The 19503-nt window shown below is 67.0% G+C and carries 9 protein-coding genes; all 9 read right to left on the bottom strand.

Annotated features, from left to right (window positions below; all coding sequences use genetic code 11):
• Positions 1-21: 21 nt before the first annotated feature.
• Positions 22-1680 carry an alpha-L-fucosidase gene (locus AC1DYS_RS25680; RefSeq protein WP_477904403.1) on the bottom strand — a complete coding sequence of 553 codons (1659 nt, stop codon included), beginning with the start codon at positions 1678-1680 and terminating at the stop codon, positions 22-24.
• Positions 1681-2170: 490 nt separating this feature from the next.
• The gene (locus AC1DYS_RS25675) at positions 2171-3370 is read right to left on the bottom strand and encodes a cation:proton antiporter (RefSeq protein WP_477904402.1); all 1200 of its coding nucleotides are present in this window, start codon (positions 3368-3370) and stop codon (positions 2171-2173) included.
• Between the two features lie 106 nt (positions 3371-3476).
• Entirely contained in the window at positions 3477-6332 is a 2856-nt protein-coding gene (gene galA, locus AC1DYS_RS25670; protein WP_477904401.1) for a beta-galactosidase GalA, read from the bottom strand.
• 32 nt (positions 6333-6364) lie between these two features.
• Positions 6365-8827, bottom strand: coding sequence for a glycoside hydrolase family 95 protein (locus tag AC1DYS_RS25665; RefSeq protein WP_477904400.1), 2463 nt, complete (start codon positions 8825-8827; stop codon positions 6365-6367).
• A 93-nt stretch (positions 8828-8920) separates the two neighbouring features.
• Positions 8921-10408, bottom strand: coding sequence for a tryptophan halogenase family protein (locus AC1DYS_RS25660; RefSeq protein WP_477904399.1), 1488 nt, complete (start codon positions 10406-10408; stop codon positions 8921-8923).
• Positions 10409-10533: 125 nt separating this feature from the next.
• A complete protein-coding gene (locus tag AC1DYS_RS25655; RefSeq protein ID WP_477904398.1) occupies positions 10534-12720 on the bottom strand; it encodes a beta propeller repeat protein in 2187 nt (728 codons plus the stop codon).
• Between the two features lie 28 nt (positions 12721-12748).
• Positions 12749-16060 carry a TonB-dependent receptor gene (locus AC1DYS_RS25650; protein WP_477904397.1) on the bottom strand — a complete coding sequence of 1104 codons (3312 nt, stop codon included), beginning with the start codon at positions 16058-16060 and terminating at the stop codon, positions 12749-12751.
• A gap of 121 nt (positions 16061-16181) precedes the next feature.
• Complete coding sequence (gene xylA / locus AC1DYS_RS25645; protein WP_477904396.1) at positions 16182-17501, bottom strand: xylose isomerase; 1320 nt, start codon at positions 17499-17501, stop codon at positions 16182-16184.
• Between the two features lie 186 nt (positions 17502-17687).
• A complete protein-coding gene (locus AC1DYS_RS25640; protein WP_477904395.1) occupies positions 17688-19364 on the bottom strand; it encodes a hypothetical protein in 1677 nt (558 codons plus the stop codon).
• Positions 19365-19503 lie beyond the last annotated feature (139 nt).

Genomic DNA, 19503 nt, shown 5'->3' with positions numbered 1-19503 from the left:
CCTTGGGAGCTGCCCGGCGACTCATGCGAGCCCACTGCCCCGGATCTTGAGCGCCACGGCCGGCGTTCCTGCCAGCCCTTCGGGCAGCTTCACCTCCAGCCAGCGGCGGTTTCGGGTGAACGTCAGGCTGTCGGTGGAGCCCACGGCTTCGACGCGATCGATCACGCCCGGTGCCAGCGCCGAGTCCTGCGCCAGTGCGGCGATTCGCATGACGCCGTTCTTCGGCCAGGCCAAGCCGATCGCGTACAGGGCCTCCGCCTTGGTGGTGAAGCGGATGTCCTGGCCGGTGAAGTCCTTGACCTGACCTTCGCTGAACATACCGCCACTGACTTGTGTCGGCCCTTCGCCGAAGGTGCGCCATGGCCGAGTGCCATGAATGGCCTCGCCGTTGCGGCCCATCCATTCGCCGAGGGAGTCCAGCACCTTGCGCTCGTCCGCGTCGATGGTGCCGTCGCCGCGCAGCGGGATGGACAGCAGCAGGTTGCCGTTCTTGGAGACGATATCCACCAGGCGGTGGATGACACTGGCGGCCGACTTGTAGCTGTGGCTGTCGAAGACGCCGCGGTTGTAGTGCCAGTCGCCGATGCAGGTGTCGGTCTGCCAAGGCAGGGGCTCGATGCCGGCACGCTGGCCCCGCTCGACGTCCTCCACCACGCCGCCACGCCACTCGGGCGGGATCTCCTTGGCGTTGAGGACGGCCTCCAGCTTGCCGCCGTGCCAGGCCATGCTGGCGTTGTAGTAGTGCGCCGCGATGTCCAGGCCGGCTTGGCCGAGCGGCAGGCGGGAGTTGTCGAAGTAGACGAGGTCGGGCCGGTAGCTGTCGATCAGATCGCGGCAGCGCAGGAACCATTGGCGTGTGAACGCTGGGTTGTGCGGCGGCGCCTTCTCGTCCCACACGCGGTCGTTGTGTTCATGCCATTCGTTGGCGGTGCGCATGGTGCAGATGCCGTCGGGCATCACCATGTTGCGGCCCGTGTAGAGGTCCTGCGGGTCCAGGCCTTCCCACCATTTGCCCTTGCCGTCGGCCTTGGTCAGGGTGAAGGCGTCGTAGCGCTGGCCGGCCAGCGGTCCTTCGGGGTCGTAGCCATAGGCAGGCGCCAGCCAGTGCCAGGCGTGCGCCGAGTGGTTGCTGACGCCGAAGCGCAGCCCCCTGGCGCGCGCCACCTTGGCCCAAGTGCCGACGATGTCCTTCTTGGGACCGACGCGCATCGAATTCCAAGGGTGGTACTTGGAGTCGTAGGCGTCGAAATTGTCGTGGTGGTTGGCGAGGGAGACGAAGTACTTCGCGCCGGCCTTCACGTACAGGTCCATCAACGCTTCGGGATCCCAGTTCTCCGCCTTCCAGCGGTTCTGCATCTCCATGAAGCCGACCTTCGTCGGATGGCCGTAGGTCTTGACGTGGTGGTCGTACTGCCAGTTGCCCTGCAAGTACATGCTGCGGGCATACCAGTCGCCCATCTCGGGCACGCATTGCGCGCTCCAGTGCGCCCAGATGCCGAACTTGGCGTCGCGGAACCAGTCGGGGGCGCGGTAGCCCTCGACGAGCGAGTTCCAGGTTGGTGCGAAGGGCGCGGGCGCGGCATTCGCATGCTTCAGCCCGAGCGCCGCGGTGCCGGCCGATGTCTGGAGGAAGGTTCGCCGCGTCCAGCCGGCGTCGAATTGCTTGTGTCGGGTTTGCATCTTTTTACGTCGCGAGGGAGGCAGATGTAGGCCAAATCCGCGGGTCACATTTAGCGCTATATCATCGGCCCGACGGCATAATAATTCGAACGCCAAACGAATTAAGACAGGGAAAACACCCGACACGAATCGCCAGACGGAGTGCGATGTGGCCTTGCCCATCAACACGCCCCATCCCCAAGGCCGCCCTCGCTCGCCGCGCCGACCTTGGTTGAAGCGCGGGTCGCAATGGCGACTTCACGACGAGGTTCGGCGAGGGCTGCGTGCAGCGTGGTACGCGCAGTCAACGTTGGCGCGCTGGCGCGTCTAGGTGTACCGGCTGAACCGTCCACGATGCAACGGCCGCATACGCGCAGGCGCAGCGCTTAGGGTCGCAGTGCCGACCGAGGGCGTGCGCCCTACCCTGCGGCACGCATCGAAAACCACCAAGGCGCATCGTCGTGCGACCGAGAGGCCAGAACGCACAGCGACGGCGCCCCTGCCACAACGATCAGGCATAGCGGACCCGCAGCGCAGGCAAACGCGTCAGCATCGGCGCCACCACCGGCAGTGTCAGCATCGTGCTGCCCACGGCCATCAGCAGCAGTGCGGTAAACGTATCGGCCGTGATGACCTGCTTGTCGAGCAGAACATTGGCGAAGATGATCATGATCAGCGCCTTGGTCTGCAGCAGCCAGCCGATCAGGGCTGCCTCGCCGGGTGCCCAACCCAGCCAGCGGCCGGCCAGGCGCAGCCCCAGCAGCTTGCCTGAGACGGCTGCCACCAGCAGCAGCGCCGCGACCGCGAATACCGCCGCCCCGCCCATGCCCCACTGCGTGCGCAGTCCGGTCGACAGGAAGAACACCGGCATCGCGACCAGCAACACGTGGTGACGCAGCAAGTCCATCTGTGCCTGCTCGAACCAGTCGGCGTCCAGCACCGCGCCGGCGAGGAAGGCGCCAACCATGAAATGCAGGCCCGACCAATCGGCACCGAACGCGCAGACGGCAAGCCAGATCAGCAGCAGGTACCAACGATCGGCCGCCGGCACGCGGCGCATCAGCGTGCGCACAACCCAGGCAGCGAGTGTGAAGGCCAGCAGAAAGCACAGTTGTCGGCCCACACGTTGCCAGTCCATCAGGATCAGCGCGAGCACGCCCCAGATTGCGACGTCGTCGACGCTGGCATAGCGGAGGATGCGCTGCCCGATCGGCTGGCGCAGGATGTCCAGCTTCTCCATCAACAGGATCAGGATCGGCAGCGCCGTGACCGCGCAGGCCATGCCCAGGCCAAGCAGGAACTGCCAGCGCTGCGCAGCCGGCCCCATCCAGCCCGGCCAGGCGAGCAACAGCAGCGCGGCGCCTGCGCCGAACAGCAGCGGCACGCCCAGCGCCAGACCGGCGGTGATGCCGCTTTCGCGCCGGTGCCGCCAGGCCGCGCCGATATCCAGCTCGACGCCGGCGATGCAGACGAACAGCATCACCGCCCACCAGGCCAGGCCGTTGAGCGACTGCACTACCGCCGGGTTGAACACGAAGCGGTAGTAGTCTGGATAGGCCGCTCCGAGCATGCCCGGGCCGAGTGCGATACCGGTCAGGATCTGTACCACGACCAGCGGCGCCCAGCGGTCGGTGCGGCCGAGCCGCCACACGAGGTAAGGCACCGTGACGATGATCGCCATTGCGATCAGGAAGATCTCGGTCGTGTTCATCGGGAGCAGGCTCGATGATGTGATGGGAACGCGGTGCCGCCCCGGAGCAACCTGGGCGGCAAACGCGCACCAGGGCAGCCCCGCGGCCTTGACTCAGTGCAGCCGTTCATGGTGTCCCCCGCTCCACAAGCACCCGATCGATCAGCCCCGATGGCTGGTCGGCGAATGACTGCACCAGCACGGTCAGCGTGCGCCAGCCGGCGCCGCGCGGCAGCGACACCGTGAGCGGCCCGGGCGCGGGGTCGTTCTTCACGCCCAACTGCACGCCGTCGATCCAGACCTCGGCCCTGCCGACGATTTCGCGGAACACGATGCGGCCACGACCGTCATTGCGGTCTTCGCGCACCGCGAACGACGCGCGGTAGGCGCGCCAGGCCTGACTCTCAGGCTCCTGCTTGATCGGCGGCTCGCCCCAACCCCAGCTGTTCATGTCGCCGTGGCTGGGCGCGATGGTCGGGTCCGGGCGCGTAGCCTGCGCTGGCGAGATGCGCCAGCCGCCGACCTTGGCGAACGGTTCGGCTGCGGCCACTGCAGGTGGCGGCGTCACGGCCTTCACGTCCATCGCGACCACGGCGCTTTCGAGCCCCGGCGACGCGGCGTGCAGGGTCAGCGCGCCCTGCCCGCCTCGCCTGGTCTGCAGGATCACCTGGGCCAGGCCGTTGAAGAGCTTGCGCTCTGGGGCCTTTTCGGAGTCGTGCGCGTTGGGGTCACCGTTGCCGACGCCGATCAGCGTGCCGACGCCATCGACCTCGAAGCGCACGTGCGCGTCGGCGGTCGGCACCGGGCGGCCCTGCGCGTCAACCGCGCTCACCTTGACCGGCACCGCGTCAAGGCCGTCGCCGGCGAGCACGGAGCGGTCGGGCGTCAGCACCAGGCGCGCTGGCGCGCCAGTCGTTTCCGCGGCGTCACGCGCCAGTTCAATGCCGTTGCGCAGCGCCACCGCCTCCAGGCGACCTGGCGCATAGGGCACCTGGAAGCTGACCATGTCGATAGGGTCGACATCGCTCTCGCCGACCACCTTGCCGTTGAGCAGCAGGCGAACGCGCGGCGCATTGGTGGCCACCATCACCTTGACAGCCAAGCCTTCGCGGCCGGGCCAGTTCCAGTGCGGCACCACCTTGACGATGGGGCGGTCCTTGATCCAGTGCGCCTGGTGGATCCAGTACGCGGTCTTTGGAAAGGCGCACAGGTCCATCGCACCGAAGAAGGAGTTGACGCTGGGCCACTCGTAGGGTGTGGGCTCGCCGCGGTAGTCGAGGCCGGTCCAGACAGCCGCACCGGCCATGAACGGCCGCTCGGCAATGGCGCGCCAGGCCTGGCGGTGCGTCGCGCCCCAGCTCGAGGGCTCCTCGTCGTAGCTGTTCAGCACCTGCGCCTTCTGGTCGGTCGTGAAGGCGCCGCGCGTCATGTAGGCCGAGGTGTCCTCGGTGCTGAGCATGGGCAGCTTGGGGTTCAGTTTGTGGAAGCGGTCGTAGGCCCAGATCTGGTAGTTGATGCCGGCCACGTCGACCGCCTGCGTGACGTTGATGTCGCCGAAGATGCCATCGTGCATGGCTGCCGACACCGGTCGCGTGGTATCCAGTCCCTTCACCGCAGCCGACATGCGCCGCGCCATCTCGTAACCCACCTCGGTGCCCTGCAGCGTCTCTTCGTTGAACAGCAGCCAGAGCATCACGCTCGGGTGGTTGCGGTCGCGCCGTACCAGCCACGTGAGCTGCTGCATGTAGTCGGGCGAGGGGTTGAAGTTGCGGTTCTCATCCATGACCAGCAGGCCCAGTCGGTCGGTCATGTCCAGCACCTCGGCCGCAGGCGCGTTGTGCGCAAAGCGGATGGTGTTCACGCCCATCGACTTCAGCTGGCGCAGTCTGAATTCCCAGATCGATTCGGGCACGGCGACGCCGACACCGGCATGGTCCTGGTGGATGGCCACGCCGTGCAGCTTGACCGGCTGGCCGTTGAGATAGAAACCGCGGTCGGCGTCGAAGCGCATGCTGCGAAAGCCCGTCTGAACGTCGGTGCGGTCGATCTCTGCCGCGCCGTCGCGCAGCACCGCTCGAACGCGGTAGACGTTCGGCTGCTCCAGTGACCACAGGCGCGGCTTCTGCACCGCCAGCTTCAGCTGGGCGGTGGACGACATCAGCGGATCTACCCGCACGCGCGTTTTGCCGCGGGCCACTTCGCGGCCCTCGGGGTCGAGCAGCGCCACTTCCAGCACGCCTTCGCGCGCCACCTTGGCGCTGCTGGCCACATCCACGGTCACCGGCAGCGTCCAGCGCCCGCCTTCCTGGACGGGGTTGGCGTGCAGCCCGTCGGTGGCGATGTGCAGCGCGTCGCGCTTGACCAGCCAGGCGTGGCGGTACATACCGGCGCCTTCGTACCACCAGCCCTCCTGCGCTTGCGCGTCCACGCGCACGGCGATGGTGTTCACGTCCTCGCCGTAGCGCAGGTAGGGCGTGACGTCGATGGAACGACCGTTGTAGCCCGACCAGTTGCGGTTGACCACGATGCCGTTGACCCACACCGTGCTGTGCGTCGCGATGGCGTCGAACTGCAGCTCGACGTGGCGGCCGCGGTCCGTGGCCTGCAGCTGGAAATAGCGCCGGTACCACGCGATCCCGCGCGGGCGGTAGCCTTGAGAAGCGTTTTCGTTCTTGTCGAACGGGCCTTCGACGACCCAGTCGTGCGGCAGGTCGAGCCGGCGCCAAGCCGAGTCGTCGAAGTCGGTCGCGGCCGCACCGGTCGCGTTGCCGGACTTGGCAGTGCCGTAGCTCATGCCGTGGCCCTTGATGGGCGGCTCGGCCACATCGCCCAGATGGAACAGCCAGCCACTGTCCAGCGACAGCCGCTCGCGCGAGCCGGCCATCGCGGGCGTGGCGGCCAGCAGCGCGAAGCCGAGCAGCACCGCGCAGCAAACCTGCAGGCCTCGCAGCAGGTGATCGCGGAGCAATCCGATCGTGTTCATCCGTGTGTCCTTGAAGGTCGGCTTCTTGGCGGTCATACGAAGTTGTTAACTCGCGCCCGGCCGGCGGCATCCAGCTTGACCGGCCAGACACGTTCGCCGTGGCGCAGCGTCACCGTTGCATGCGGGCGGCCCTTCAGGCTCAGCTGCTGGGGCGCGCCATCGGCCCAGGCGAGATCAACGTCGACGCCCCCGCGCACGCGCAGGCCCTTCACGCTGCCTTGCGGCCAGGCCTTCGGCAGTGCTGGCAGCAGCTGTACTTCACCGCCCCAGGACTGCACGATCATTTCCAGGATGCCGGCCGCACCACCGAAGTTGCCGTCAATCTGGAACGGCGGGTGCGAGTCGAACATGTTGGGGTAGGTGCGCGTCGGGCCGAGCAGCCCGAGCAGGATTGAATGCGCTCGCTCGCCCTCCCCCAACCGCGCCCACAGCGCCAGCCGCCAGGCCGTCGCCCAGCCGGTCGATTGGTCGCCGCGCCGGTTCAGCGTCACCTTCGCGGCCGCCACCAGCGCGGGTGTGTCGCGCCGGTTGATCTGCTGGCTGGGGTAGACCGCGTACAGGTGCGACACGTGGCGGTGCTGCCGATCCGGCGCGTAGGCGTCCCAGTCGTCCAGCCACTCCTGCAGCTGGCCCTGCGCGCCGATCAGGTCGGCGGGCAGGCGCGCACGCGCCTCGCGCAGCGCCTGCTCGAAGGCGCCGTCGGAGTCTTTCAGCAGCGCACCGGCCTGAAGCGTGTGGTCGAACAGGTCACGCAGGATCTGGCGGTCCATCGCCGGGCCGGCGCACAGCGAGGCGTCGGGGTGGTGCGCATTCTCTGGCGACAGCGACGGTGAGGTGACCAGGCCGCGGCCTCGGGGGTCTTCGACCAGCGTGTCGAGGAAGAACTGCGAAGCACCCTTGAACACCGGATACAGCCGTCGCAGCAGCGCAGGCGTCGGGTGGTACTCGTAGTGGTCCCACAGCGTGTTGCACAGCCAGGCGCCGCCGCTGGGCCACACGCCGTATTGAGGGCCGTCCACCGGGGCGGCGGCGCGCCACAGGTCAGTGTTGTGGTGAGCCACCCATCCGCGCGCGCCGTAGCTGCTGCGCGCCGTGCGAGCGCCGGTGATCGACAGCTCCTCCACCATACGCACCAGGGGCTCGAAGCATTCGCCCAGATTGCCCGGCCCGGCAATCCAGTAGTTCATCTCGGTGTTGATGTTGATGGTGTACTTGCAGCCCCAGGGGCCGTAGTTGCCCTCGTTCCAGCGGCCCTGGAGGTTGGCCGGCTCGCTGCCCGGGCGAGATGAGGCGAGCAGCAGATAACGCGCGTATTGCACGTACAGCGCGGCGAGCGCAGGGTCGGGCCGCTCGGCCACCTGGTAGATGCGCTCGTTGGTAGGGCGTGCATCGTCCGCGGGCGTGCCCAGTTGCAGCGCTACACGCCGGAAGACGGCCTGGTGCGAGCGCACATGGCGCTGCTTCAGCTCGGCATAAGTGCGGCGGGCGGCGGCCGCCGTGCGCTCGCGCACCTGCCGGACCGGGTCGCCCGACACATCGTCGAAGCGCACGAAGCTGGTGGCTCCGGCGATCAGCACCGTCAGCTTGCCGCTGCCGCGCACCCGCACCTGGTCGCCCCGGGCTTCGATGCGACCGTCGCCCAACAGCTGCACACGCAGGGCATAGCGCAGGCCCGAGGGGATGCCGGCGTCGGCGATGTTGCGGCCGGTGATTAGCAGCGCCTGCTCGCCATCGGGGCGGATCTCCAGCGTGACCGGCCGCTCCGCCTCGCGCAGCGGCTCGCTCACGTCCCAGGCCGCGCCTTGCAGGCGTACGGCGCCAGTGCGCGGGTCGGACTGCTTGGTGCCGTAGAACTCGGCCATGACTGGGTGGCGGTGGCCAATGTCCAGGTCGAACGTGCCGCCCTGGACCTCGAACTGCATCACCAGCACCTGGTCCGGTTCGCTGCAGAACAGTTCGCGGCGGTGGCGCACGCCGCCGCTGACGAAGCGCGTGCAGGCGATGGCCTGGTCCAGATCCAGCCAGCGGCGGAACCGCGTGGGCGACTCGAGCCCGGCAAAGCTGAAGTACAGATCACCCGCCGTGCCGTAGGGCATCTGCACGATGGGCCGGGCCATGAAGGCCTTGGACGCCAGCGCCTCGGCTTCCTGGAATCGCTCTTCGTTGATCAACGCGCGCAGCCGCGGCAGCGCCTCCAGCGCGTCGGGGCTCTCGGGTGCATAGGGGCTGCCGCCGAACAGCGTGTCGATGTTGAGCTGCAGGCGCTCCTGCGCGACACGGCCGAAGACCATGCCGCCGAGCCGGCCGTTGCCCACCGGCAGCGCCTCGATCCACAGGCCCGCAGGCTGGTCGTACCACAGCGAGAGCTCGTGCCGCTCGCCCCGTTCGGCCACGGCCAGCTGCGCGCCGGCCAGACCGGGCCAGGCCAGGCCGATGCCGGTGGTGGCGAGAAAGCGTCTGCGGGTGGTCTTGCTGTTGCTATTGTTGTGGGTCATCGTTGTGCTTCAAATGCTGGCCCGCCCGGCGGCGTGGCGGCAATCATGCCGTGCAGATTGTTCGTTATGTAGCACCGGGGCATTCCGCGCCTGTCATCCATGGCTTTGGCGCAGCATGCGTGCGAGGTAGGTGTCGTGCGCAGGTAGCGGCGAAACCGCGGCGGCGATGGCCTCACGCCGCTGCTGAAGTGCCCGCGCCGCATCGTTGCAGGCCACCTCCAGCAGCACCGGGTCTTCGCGCTCCGGCCAGTGGTCCATGCCGGTGTGGATGGCCAGCCAGCTGGTCGCGTCAAAGCCTTCTTCGTCGTACTGGTGCAGCACGCCGTAGCGGCGCCAGAGCTCGATCTTGTACGCGAGCGTCGGCGGCAGCTCCATCGACGCCACGTGCCGCCACAAGGCGCTGTCGCGGCGGGCGGTGAGACAATAGTGCAGGATGATGAAGTCACGGATGCGCCTGAATTGGGCCACTACGCCTTCGTTGTACTGCGCCACCGTGTCGTCGCTGAGCGGCCGGCCCTCGGTCAACAGCGACATCAACCGCGCGATGCCGCTCTGGATGAGGTAGATGCTGGTCGATTCCAGTGGCTCCAGGAAGCCCGAGGACAAGCCCACCGCCACCAAGTTGTGCACCCAGAAGCGCTGGCGGTGGCCGGTGGTGAAGCGCAGCAGGCGCGGCTCTGCCAGCGCCGGGCCGTCGAGCAGCTGCAGCAATTGCTCGCGCGCGCGTTCCGGGTCGATGAAGCGGCTGGAAAACACGTGGCCATGGCCAGTACGGCTCTGCAGCGGGATGCGCCAGGCCCAACCGCCTTCGAGCGCGGTGGCACGCGTGTACGGCGTCAGCTCGTCGCCGACACGTTCGCAGGGGCAGGCCCAGGCGGCATCCACCGGCAACCATTGGCTGAAGTCGACGAAGGGCTCTTCCAACGCGCGGCCCAGCAGCAGAGAGCCGAAGCCCGAGCAGTCGATGAACAGGGCGCCCTGCACGCTGCGGCCGTCGGCCAACTTCAATGCGGCGACGCCGCCATCGGGCCGGCGCAGCACCTCAACGACGCGGCCTGGCGTATGGCGCGCACCGCGCTGCAACGCCAGCTTGCGCAGGTAGGCGGCGTAGAGCGCAGCGTCGAAGTGGTAGGCGTAGTTGTACGGCGGGCCCTGCTCGTCGGGTACGACGAACCGGCCCTGCATCGCCATGGCGGTAGGCAGGCACTGGCCGCCGAAGACGTCGGCCAGGGCGAGCCGGCGGTGGTGACCCCACAACGCGTGCGGCCCGCCGAGCTGCCCGAAATCGCCGAAGGTGTGGAAGTAGTCCTCGCCCTTCTCGCGCCAGTCGCAGAAGCGGATGCCCAGCTTGTACGTGCCGTGCGTGGCGCGCAGGAAATCGGCCTCGTCAATGCCCAGCAGCTGGTTGTAGGCGCGGATCGACGGGAAGGTGGCCTCGCCCACGCCGACGATACCGATCTCCTCGGACTCCACCACTTCCACAGTGCAACGGCCGCGCAGGCCCGTGACCAACGCGGCAGCAGTCATCCAGCCGGCGCTGCCGCCGCCGACGACGACGATGTGATCAAAGCGCTGGTTCATCTGCAAGACGCTCCGGGTCAACATGATCTCGACGCTGCCTATCGCTTGCGCCCCAGCCGCGCCTCAGCGCTTGTGAGCGAATAGGCTTGAGCAGGCGGGCCCCCAGGTCGCCATTCACGACTTTCTCAGGCGCGTGGTTTGCCGACGATGACGCCCCGGCCCTGTGTGCCGAGGTAGACCGTGCCGTGCTCGAGCGGGTCGGCCGCCAGCGACAGCACGCCGCCGAAACGCTGCCGCCCATCGTCGATTGCCTTGAAGCTGGCGCCGGCGTCGTCCGAACGGAACAGGCCGATGCGTTCGGCGCCGCCTGCGTCCGGCACGCGGCCGGACAGGTAGATGCTGTGGTACGGCGCGCCTGGAGCGCCCTTGCCCAGGGCGAGCCGGTCGACGCCCGCGACGCCCGAGATGCTGCGCACGGTGGCATCGACACCGCCCAGGTTCAGCAGCCTGTCCGGAAGGCCGATCCAGAGGTCGCGCAGCTTGCCCGGCGCGCTGAGCAGCAGGCCGCGCTGCCAGCTCGCGCTCAGCTTGGGCAAGCCAGTCACGCTCGGGGTGAAGCTCGCCCCGGCATCGACACTGACGAGCATTTCGCCGCGCACGATGTCGAGCACGTAGAACACGCCTTCGACGTTCTTCTCGGCGACCGGCACCAGTTCGCCTTGCTGCGTCGCGGGCCAGCCCTTGCAGGGTTGCCAAGTCCGGCCGCGGTCGTGTGAGTGGAGCGCCGGCTGGCGTGGCGGCGCCCAGACCAGGCTGCCGCCCTTGGCCGACACCGCGACGTGGCCGCCGCGTGCCTCCGGAACGTGCGACTGCGCGCCGAACGGCACCCAGCTCGCGCCCCCGTTGACCGATACCGCGCCGCCGCTGCCACCTTCGATGGTGCGTGCGACGACTTGTGGAACCATCCAGGCGGCATCGACGCTCGGATTGGTCTCGCGACAGGGGCGGAACAGCCCCGCGTCGGGCGCTTTGCCGGCGTCCTCCCAGGCACCGCCGCCAAGCCCGCGGCCCATGGCAGCGAACAGCAGCACGCCGCCCGACGGGCTCAGCAGCGACAGCGCTGGCGCCTGCTCAATCTGCGCCACGTCGAAGCGCCAGCGCATGCGGCCGCCTTCGCGCTGCGCCGCGCCGAGATTGACGGTGGACCAGATGCCGTAGTCCGTGCCGTAGATCAGGCGTTCGGGATCGGCCGGGTCGAAGCGCGCGTCGGCAATCTGGTGCCCCATGGCCTCGACGCCCACCAGGCGTTCGGCCAGCCACGGGTGGTTCTTCGTGTCGTGCGTCGAACGCCCGGAAAGGGGGGTCCACTTCGCACCGCCATCGCTGGACAGGTACAACTCGTCGCCCGCGCCGTCCCATTGCTCCAGCAGCATCGAGGTGACGATGCGGCCGCGCGGATCGACGTCCAGCGCGCCATAGGCGCAGGCGCGGCCGCCGGCCTTCGCCGGCGACACGTCGCTCCAGGCGCCGGCCGGCGTGCGCTTCCACACGCCGCCGCCGCGCAGGCCGCCCGGGTTCGGCGCCCACTCTCCGGCCGCGGCGAAGCTCACGTACAGGGTGCCGTCAGGGCCGAAGGCCGCGCGCTGCGGCACCTGGTCTGGTGCGCCGGCCTCACGGCTGAAGGTGGTGCCGCCATCGCGAGTCAGGTACAGCCCCGGCTGGTCGACGCCGCCCGCGTAAAAGGTCTTGCCGCCGCCGGCCGGGTCGAACAGTACCAGCGACACGTGCCTCGGCGGGAAGGCGAGATCGACGAAGCTTGCCCCGCCGTCGCTGCTCTTCTTCAAGCCATCGCGGGTGGTGCCGAGCACGAGCACGCGGCCGTCCTGCGGGTCGACCTGCAGCCGTTCACCGCTGCCCCGCCCTCCTTCGTTGCCCCCCAGGCGGAAGGTCTGCTCGTGGAGCCGCCACGTCGTGCCGCGGTCGCTCGACGCCAGCACGGCCGCCTTGCGGCTCCACTCGCCGGTGGAGTCGCCGCAAGCGAGGAACACGCGCTGCGCATCTTGCGGGTCCACCGCCACGCTGAGCACGCTCATCAGGTCTGCGTCGGGGCCGCCCAAGTGATCGAGCAACGGTTGCCAAGGCTGGTCGTGCGCATCGCGCCGGTAGACGCCGCCCCGCTCGGCGCGCGCGTAAACGAGCCCGGGCTGGCGCGGGTGCATCACCAGACTGCAAATGAAGCCGCCACCACCGAAAGGGAGGTTGCGCCACGTGTAGGGTGCAGCGGCGTCCGCCGCCCGCACCAGGGAGGCTGCCGGGCCCAACAGCAGCCCAGCACCGGAAGCGGCAAGCAGTCGCCTGCGATCGATCATCATGAAACGCGCCTCCGGGCAAGCCGCGCGATCAGAACGCGTAGCGCGCTGTCAGGCTGTAGCTGCGACCCGGGTAGAACCAGGCCCGCCCCATGTCGCCGATATGCTGCTGCTGCGTCTGGCGAACGATCACGTCATTGATGTTGGTGACGTTGAACGACATGCTGAGGCTGTCGTTGAGCTGATACGACAGACCGCCGTCCCACTGGCCGAATGCCTCCTGCCATGTCGGCAGGCCCCAGCCGACGTCCTGCGCACCGGGCCGCGCCGGATCGGCGCTGGTGGCGTCGGTGCCGCGCGTGCCGTTGACGTCGGTGCCCTGCAGGACGCGGCTGTGCCAGTTGTAGGCCAGGCGTGCCGACAAAGGTCCCTTGTCATACATCAGCACGAAGTTGAGCGCGTGCTTCGCCATGTACGGGAGCGGCAGGTCGTTGAAAGGAACGCCGTTGGTGTCGCAGCCGTACGCGTGCAGGCTCGCGTTGCTCGCCGCGTTTCCGGCGTCGCAATAGGGGTTCGAGAAGTCCTTGTAGAGCTTCTGCCGGCCGTTGATGTAGGTGTAGTTGGCCGACACGCCGAAGCCTTTGCTCCACGCAGGCAGCTTGTCCTCGAGGAAGGACACGCGATCCAGGTAGGTCATGCCTGCGATCTCGAAGCCGCTCACCTTCGCCCGTGCCACGTTGTCCGGCCCGGTGATCGCGAAGGTCTGGTCGTTGCCGGCCTGACTCTTGTACGTGCGCGTGTACATGGTGTTCATGATGATGTCCTTGACATCCTTGTGGAACACCGTGCCCGTGAGCGACTGGCCATCGCGCGGGTACCACTCAAGCGCCAGGTCGATGCTGTCGGCCTTGATCGGCTTGAGGTTCACGTTGCCGGTGTTCTTGCCTACGTACGAAACCGTGTTGTTGGTCGCGTCGTACTTCTGTTCCAGCTCGATGTACTCGCCCAGCTGGTTGAAGCCAGGGCGGTTCATCGATCTGGACAGCGCGAGGCGCCCTTGCAAGCGCTTCGTGAGGTCGACCTTCAGGTTCAACGACGGCATCAAGTCGACGTGGCTGCTCGACACATCCATCGGCCGGGCCACCGTGTCGAAGCGCGGCAGATCCGGTGGCGTGTTGGAGTTGTACTCGGGCGAGAACTTCTCGTAGCCATGCGACACATCCCGCGTGTACACCACGCGCGCACCCACATTGCCTTCGACCGGGAACTTCCAGTCTTCGAAGCCGAAACGCAGCGCGCCATAGGCGGCCAGCGTCCGTTCGCTGTGCGTGCTTTTCTTGGACGGATCATCGTCATAGGCGGGCAGCGTGAACTCGTAGTCCGACAGCTTGCAGGTGTCTGGGGCCCGGCCATAGAGCGCGGCGCCGTCCAGGCACTGCTGGTAGCGGAAGTCCCGCGCCAGCGTCGTGTAGGCGTTCGGGTAGTCCTTCACCAGACCGAAGGTGGGGAACACGAGGTTGGGCAGCTGACCCGCCTTGCCGCGATAGAAGTTGCCGTAGTTGAAAATCTCCGTGGGCAACTGGTACTTCGGATTGCTGAGATATCCGAAATTGCCGCGTGGCGCCCAATCCGCTGGATCGCTCGCGCTGGGCAACTGCCCGGGCGTCGATGTCTGCTTCACGGCCCAGGGCTCGGCAATGGAGGTCCAGTTATTGACCTTGCCGTCGAAGTGCCGCGCCTCGCGGTAGGTCGCGCGCGCGCCGAAGCGGAAGTCGCGCAGCACAGGGTCTTCGAAGCGGAACTTGCCATCGGCCTTCCACGCGTACAGGTCGGCGTTTGCCTTCGACATGGCGGGCGCAACGACGTTCCAGTAGTAATTGTCCGGGTTGGAGAGGAAGGCGGTCGACTGCTGATCGAAGCCGATGCGCACCGGTGCCGTGCCCGAAGCGTCGATCGACATGCTGGGGACGAAGGTGCCCATCTGGATGCCGCGGTCAATGCTGTCGTTCTTCGCATGCACCCACTGCAGGTCGTTCTGGAACGCCCAGCGTTCGTTGATCTCCCACTTGAAGTTCCAGGCCAGCTCCTGGGTGGTGTTCGACTTCTCGCTGTAGCCACGCGCCATGTTCATCCCCAAACCGCCTTGCGCGAAATTGTTCGCGCCCAGACCGCCGGAGGGATAGGTGTAGGTGCCGGACTGCAAGACGCCACGGCTGTCGTACACGGGGTTGCTGATCACCGACTTGTACGGGTTCTCGACACCTGTGTAGGTGGCGGTTTCGGTCTCGGTCGAGTTGGAGGCCGAGACGAAGTAGGTCAGTGCCGACTGCATCTCGTTCTTCTTCCACTGCAGCGCGGCGTAGAGTCCCTTGCGATCGGTTTCGCCGGTGTTGGTACGCCAAGAGGCCGACTTCGGCACCCAGACCGTCTGGCCGGGGACGAGGTCGGTACGTGGATAGTAGGCGTCGAGCTGCAGGGTTTCGTTCTGGAAGGTCGACCGGTTGGCGGAGAGGTCGACCAGCATCCCCCACTTGCCGGACTCGGCGTCCCACTGGGTGGTGTACAGCCCGGACACGTTGGGCGAGGCCTTCTTCGACACCTCGACGTAGTTCGCGCCGACGGAGAGATAAGACTTCGTTTCCTTGAAGTCGAACGGCAGGTGGGTGCGCAGATTCACCAGGCCGCTGACGCCGCCTTCGATCAGCTCGGCAGACGGGTTCTTGTAGACGTCCACACCTGCCATCAGTTCGGGCGGCACGTCCCCCCAGTTCAGCTCGCGGCCAGGCCAGCCGGCAGAGAAGGACTCGCGCCCGTTCAAGGTCGATGCGCCCCAGCTCAGCCCGCGCACGCTGATGCCCGACCCTTCAACCGAGAAGTGCTCCGGGTCGCCACGCGAGCGGTTGCGGTCGATCGTCACGCCGACCAGGCGCTGAAGCACCTCGGTGATCGACTTGTCGGGCAACTTGCCGGCCTCCTCGGCCACCACCGAGTCCACGATCTCTTCGGCGTTGCGCTTGAGTTGCTGGGCCGACTGCAGCGCGGCGCGCTGCCCGGTCACTGCCACACCGGGCAGCACCTGCGACGCGGGGGGCGCTACGTCCGGCTGGGCCTGCGACGCAGCGGCTGCGGCGGGCACTGCGGCTGGCTGCGCCTGCGACGCGGCGGACGCGGCGGACGCGGCGGACGCGGCAGATGCGGCAGATGCGGCAGATGCGGCAGATGCGGCGGGCACCGCCTGTGACGCTGCAGGAGCGGCGGGCACAGCACCCGGCTGCGCCTGCGATGCGGCAGATGCCGGAGCCGCGGGCGGCGTGCCCTCGGCCTGCGCATACGCACCACCTGCAACAAGCATCAACGCCTGCGCCACGGCCCGGGAAATCGTCGTCCTCTTGGGTTGTCTCATTTGTCGTCTCATTTCTGATGCTCGTGGACGCTTGCTCGGCGGCCCCGTCGGACCAGGACCTCAGGTCACTGGCTGTGAAGAGGCGGCATCACTGGCCGCCTCGGGTTTTTTTCGTCGCCGGTCAGGCCGCGACGATGCGATTGATCAGGTTCTCGAGGTACTCCTGGCGACCCGAAACGGGCGCCACATCCTTGTTGCGTGCGAGTGCAGCCTCAGCGAGGTCGTGCAGCGGGACGCGGCCCGCGAGGATGTCCTGCCCACGCGGTGCGACCCAGCCCTGGTAGCGGCCCTCCAGCAGTCGATCCAGTTCGCCATCGGCGACGATCCTCTCGGCCGCCAGCAGCGCCTGAGCACACAGGTCCATGGCACCGACGTGGCCATGGAACATGTCCTCGGGGTCGAGCGATTGGCGGCGCACCTTCGCATCGAAGTTGAGCCCGCCGGTGCCCAGGCCGCCGGCCTTGACGATGTGGTACATCGCCAGCGCGAGTTCGGGCAAGTTGTTCGGGAACTGGTCGGTGTCCCAACCCAGTTGCGCATCGCCCCGGTTCATGTCGATGCTGCCCAGGATGCCGAGCGCCGCCGCCGTGGCGATCTCGTGCTCGAAGCTGTGGCCCGACAGCGTGGCGTGGTTGGCTTCGATGTTGACCTTGACTTCCTTCTCCAGGCCGTAGCGCGTCAGGAAGCCGTAGACCGTGGCGACGTCGAAGTCGTATTGGTGCTTCGAAGGCTCGCGCGGCTTCGGCTCAATGAGGATTGCGCCCTTGAAGCCGATCTTGTGCTTGTGCTCGACGACCATGTTCAGGAAGCGCCCCATCTGATCGAGCTCCTGACCCATGTTCGTGTTGAGCAGCGTCTCGTAGCCTTCGCGCCCGCCCCACAGCACGTAGTTCTCACCGCCGAGTTCCAGCGTGGCGTTCATCGCGTCACGCACCTGCAGCGCCGCCAGCGTGAAGATCTCCGGGTCCGGGTTGGTGGACGCTCCGGCCATGAAGCGGCGGTGGCTGAACAGGTTGGCCGTGCCCCACAGCAGCTTCATGCCGGTGCGCTGCTGGTGTTCGCCGAGCAGCGCGACGACGCGCCGGAAGTTCTCGTGGCTCTCGCGCGGCGTGGCACCTTCAGGGGCCACGTCGCGGTCGTGGAAGCAGTAGTACGGGGCGCCCAGTTTGCTGAAGAACTCGAACGCCGCCTCGGCCTTCATGGCAGCCAGCTCCATCGGGCTGCCGCCCTGGAACCAGGGCCGCTCGAAGGTGGCGCCGCCGAACGGATCCAGGCCGGTCCAGACGAAGTTGTGCCAGTAGCACACGGCGAAGCGCAGGTGGTCTTCCATGCGCTTGCCCAGAACCACGCGGTTCTTGTCGTAGTGCCGGAATGACAAGGGGTCGTTGCTGCTGGCGCCGCGGAACTGAATGGGCTCAGTGCCAGAAAAATACTTACTCATGGTTCGATTCGCTAAGGAGTGAATGCATTTCAGACACCGGTCGCCCGCCGGTGCAACGGGAAGAACCCACCGGCAGGCCCGCAACATCTCTTCCCGTTTGCGGAGCCGGATGGAACATGGCGAAGCCCTGTTGGCCACCAGCCCCGACGACAGCAGCGGAGACGACCGTGTGCATGCATGCGCGGCTTACTGAACGGTGATGGGGCCGAAGATCGCGATGTCGTTGGTGAGCGTGTAGTCCGCATCCGTCTTCGCCGGAATCGTGCCGTCTGCCCTGGGCGCCGACGTGGTGAGGTTCATCGAGTTCGGTGAGAACTCCAGCAGCCGAATGCCATACGTCCTGATTTCGGCCAGAGCCGCCGCCTTCGACTCGGCCGTCACGCCCCAATTGAACATCCAGCCCTCGGTCTTCGGCATGTCGGGCAGGCCACAGTTGTCCGTCACTGCAAAGTCGCTGAGCTGCAGCAGACGCCCGGTCAGGTCCGCGCTCGCCATCTCGGGCAGTTGAGAAACGGTCACGTAGCAGTTGCCGCTGCCATCGGATTTGGGCACCGCATGGCCCGTCTGGATCCTCACGAACACCCTTCCGCCCGTGGCGTACAGCGTGGGGTCGACGCCGTAGTTGACGAACAAGGTGGTCTCCGTCAGCGCCTCGAACGGCGTCAGGTCGTAGTGATCAAAGGCGCCACTCGCATTGAGCACACGGGTGCGGGGCGCTCCGACCTGCAGGGCGTAGTAGGCCCCGTCGATGACGCTGTCCGCACCCCAGTTCGGATTGGTTTTCAGCGGCTTGATGTCGTACGCACCCACCGCCATGAAAGGAAGCACGGTCAGATTGCAATTGGACGGCGTCGAGCCGCCGCACCACCAACCGTCCACAGCGCTACCCGCGGTTAAGTTGAGTTCGCCGTACTCCGCGGTTTGATTTAACGTTAAATTGAAGCCAGTCGAATAGAAGCGCGGATCAATCGATACTGAATAGCTCGCTAGCGAACCGCCCGATCCAGTCGCCGAAACCTGGCAGCTGCCTTTGGCGAGCAGCTGCAGGTCGCTCCCGGACACCGTACAGACCGTCGGCGTCGTGGACGTATAGCTCAGGGCCTGCCCGTCGGTATCGACCGTGGCAAGCGCTACGCGCTGAACCACACCCAAGGACCGAGCCACGAAAGGCGGTTGGCTATCGACCGGAAATGACGCTCCACTCGCCAGTGCCGAATAGTTAGCATCTGCCGGCGCTGTGACCATCAGGTCGCACAGCCCCAGGCCCGTCACTGTCAGAACGGTGCCACTGACCGCGCACACCGCCGGCGAGCGCGATGCATAGCTCGCGGCAAGACCAGCATCGGTGACGGCTGACAACGCGACCGTTTCGCTTGTACCCCGAAACACAGCAGCCATCGGCAGCACTGCCGTCTGTGCGTGCCTGAGCACGTTGAACAGCTGGCTGACGCGATCGGCAGCCGCCCATTGCACACCGTTCGCTGCCGAACCGCCGCCTTGATTGGCAACGACCAGGCACTCGCCCGCCGCCACCAGGGTCAGCTGGTCACCCGACACGGTGCAGGTGGTTGGCGTACTCGAGCTGAATGTCACGGGCAAGCCCGACGTGGCCGTCGCATGCAAGACCGTGGGCCCGTTCAGCAGCGTGTTTCCGCCCGGATACTGAAAGTTGATGGTCTGCAGGCGGCCCTCTGAGTTGCCACCCCCACCACTGCCGCCGCACGCGGCGAGCAGAAGGCCACAGGTTGCGGCCACCAGGAACATGCGCATTGCGCACTCGATTTGTCTCATCTCGTTCTCCTTGTCAGACCTGCACGGCAGGCCGTACTCCGCTCGGGATGCTTTCCACTTTTGCATGGTCATGCGCCATGCATTGCGGTGTCTCCATTTCCCGCCTGTGCCGCCTTGAATGCTTCACGACGACACGCTCGACGTCGGTCAGACCGAGCGAAGCCATATTAATTTGCACGCCAAACTAATTAAAACGGTGGAAACACCTAAG

The sequence above is a fragment of the Rhizobacter sp. P2_G4 genome (genome assembly GCF_056403575.1).
The sequence above is the reverse complement of the archived record's forward strand: the minus strand, read 5'-3'. Positions and strand labels throughout refer to the sequence as shown.

What these genes read in the sequence shown, in the direction of transcription:
- AC1DYS_RS25680 (WP_477904403.1), bottom strand. Translation starts at nt 1,680, where the DNA reads ATGCAAACCCGACACAAGCAATTCGACGCCGGCTGGACGCGGCGAACC.
- AC1DYS_RS25675 (WP_477904402.1), bottom strand. Translation starts at nt 3,370, where the DNA reads ATGAACACGACCGAGATCTTCCTGATCGCAATGGCGATCATCGTCACG.
- galA (WP_477904401.1), bottom strand. Translation starts at nt 6,332, where the DNA reads ATGAACACGATCGGATTGCTCCGCGATCACCTGCTGCGAGGCCTGCAG.
- AC1DYS_RS25665 (WP_477904400.1), bottom strand. Translation starts at nt 8,827, where the DNA reads ATGACCCACAACAATAGCAACAGCAAGACCACCCGCAGACGCTTTCTC.
- AC1DYS_RS25660 (WP_477904399.1), bottom strand. Translation starts at nt 10,408, where the DNA reads ATGAACCAGCGCTTTGATCACATCGTCGTCGTCGGCGGCGGCAGCGCC.
- AC1DYS_RS25655 (WP_477904398.1), bottom strand. Translation starts at nt 12,720, where the DNA reads ATGATGATCGATCGCAGGCGACTGCTTGCCGCTTCCGGTGCTGGGCTG.
- AC1DYS_RS25650 (WP_477904397.1), bottom strand. Translation starts at nt 16,060, where the DNA reads ATGAGACAACCCAAGAGGACGACGATTTCCCGGGCCGTGGCGCAGGCG.
- xylA (WP_477904396.1), bottom strand. Translation starts at nt 17,501, where the DNA reads ATGAGTAAGTATTTTTCTGGCACTGAGCCCATTCAGTTCCGCGGCGCC.
- AC1DYS_RS25640 (WP_477904395.1), bottom strand. Translation starts at nt 19,364, where the DNA reads ATGACCATGCAAAAGTGGAAAGCATCCCGAGCGGAGTACGGCCTGCCG.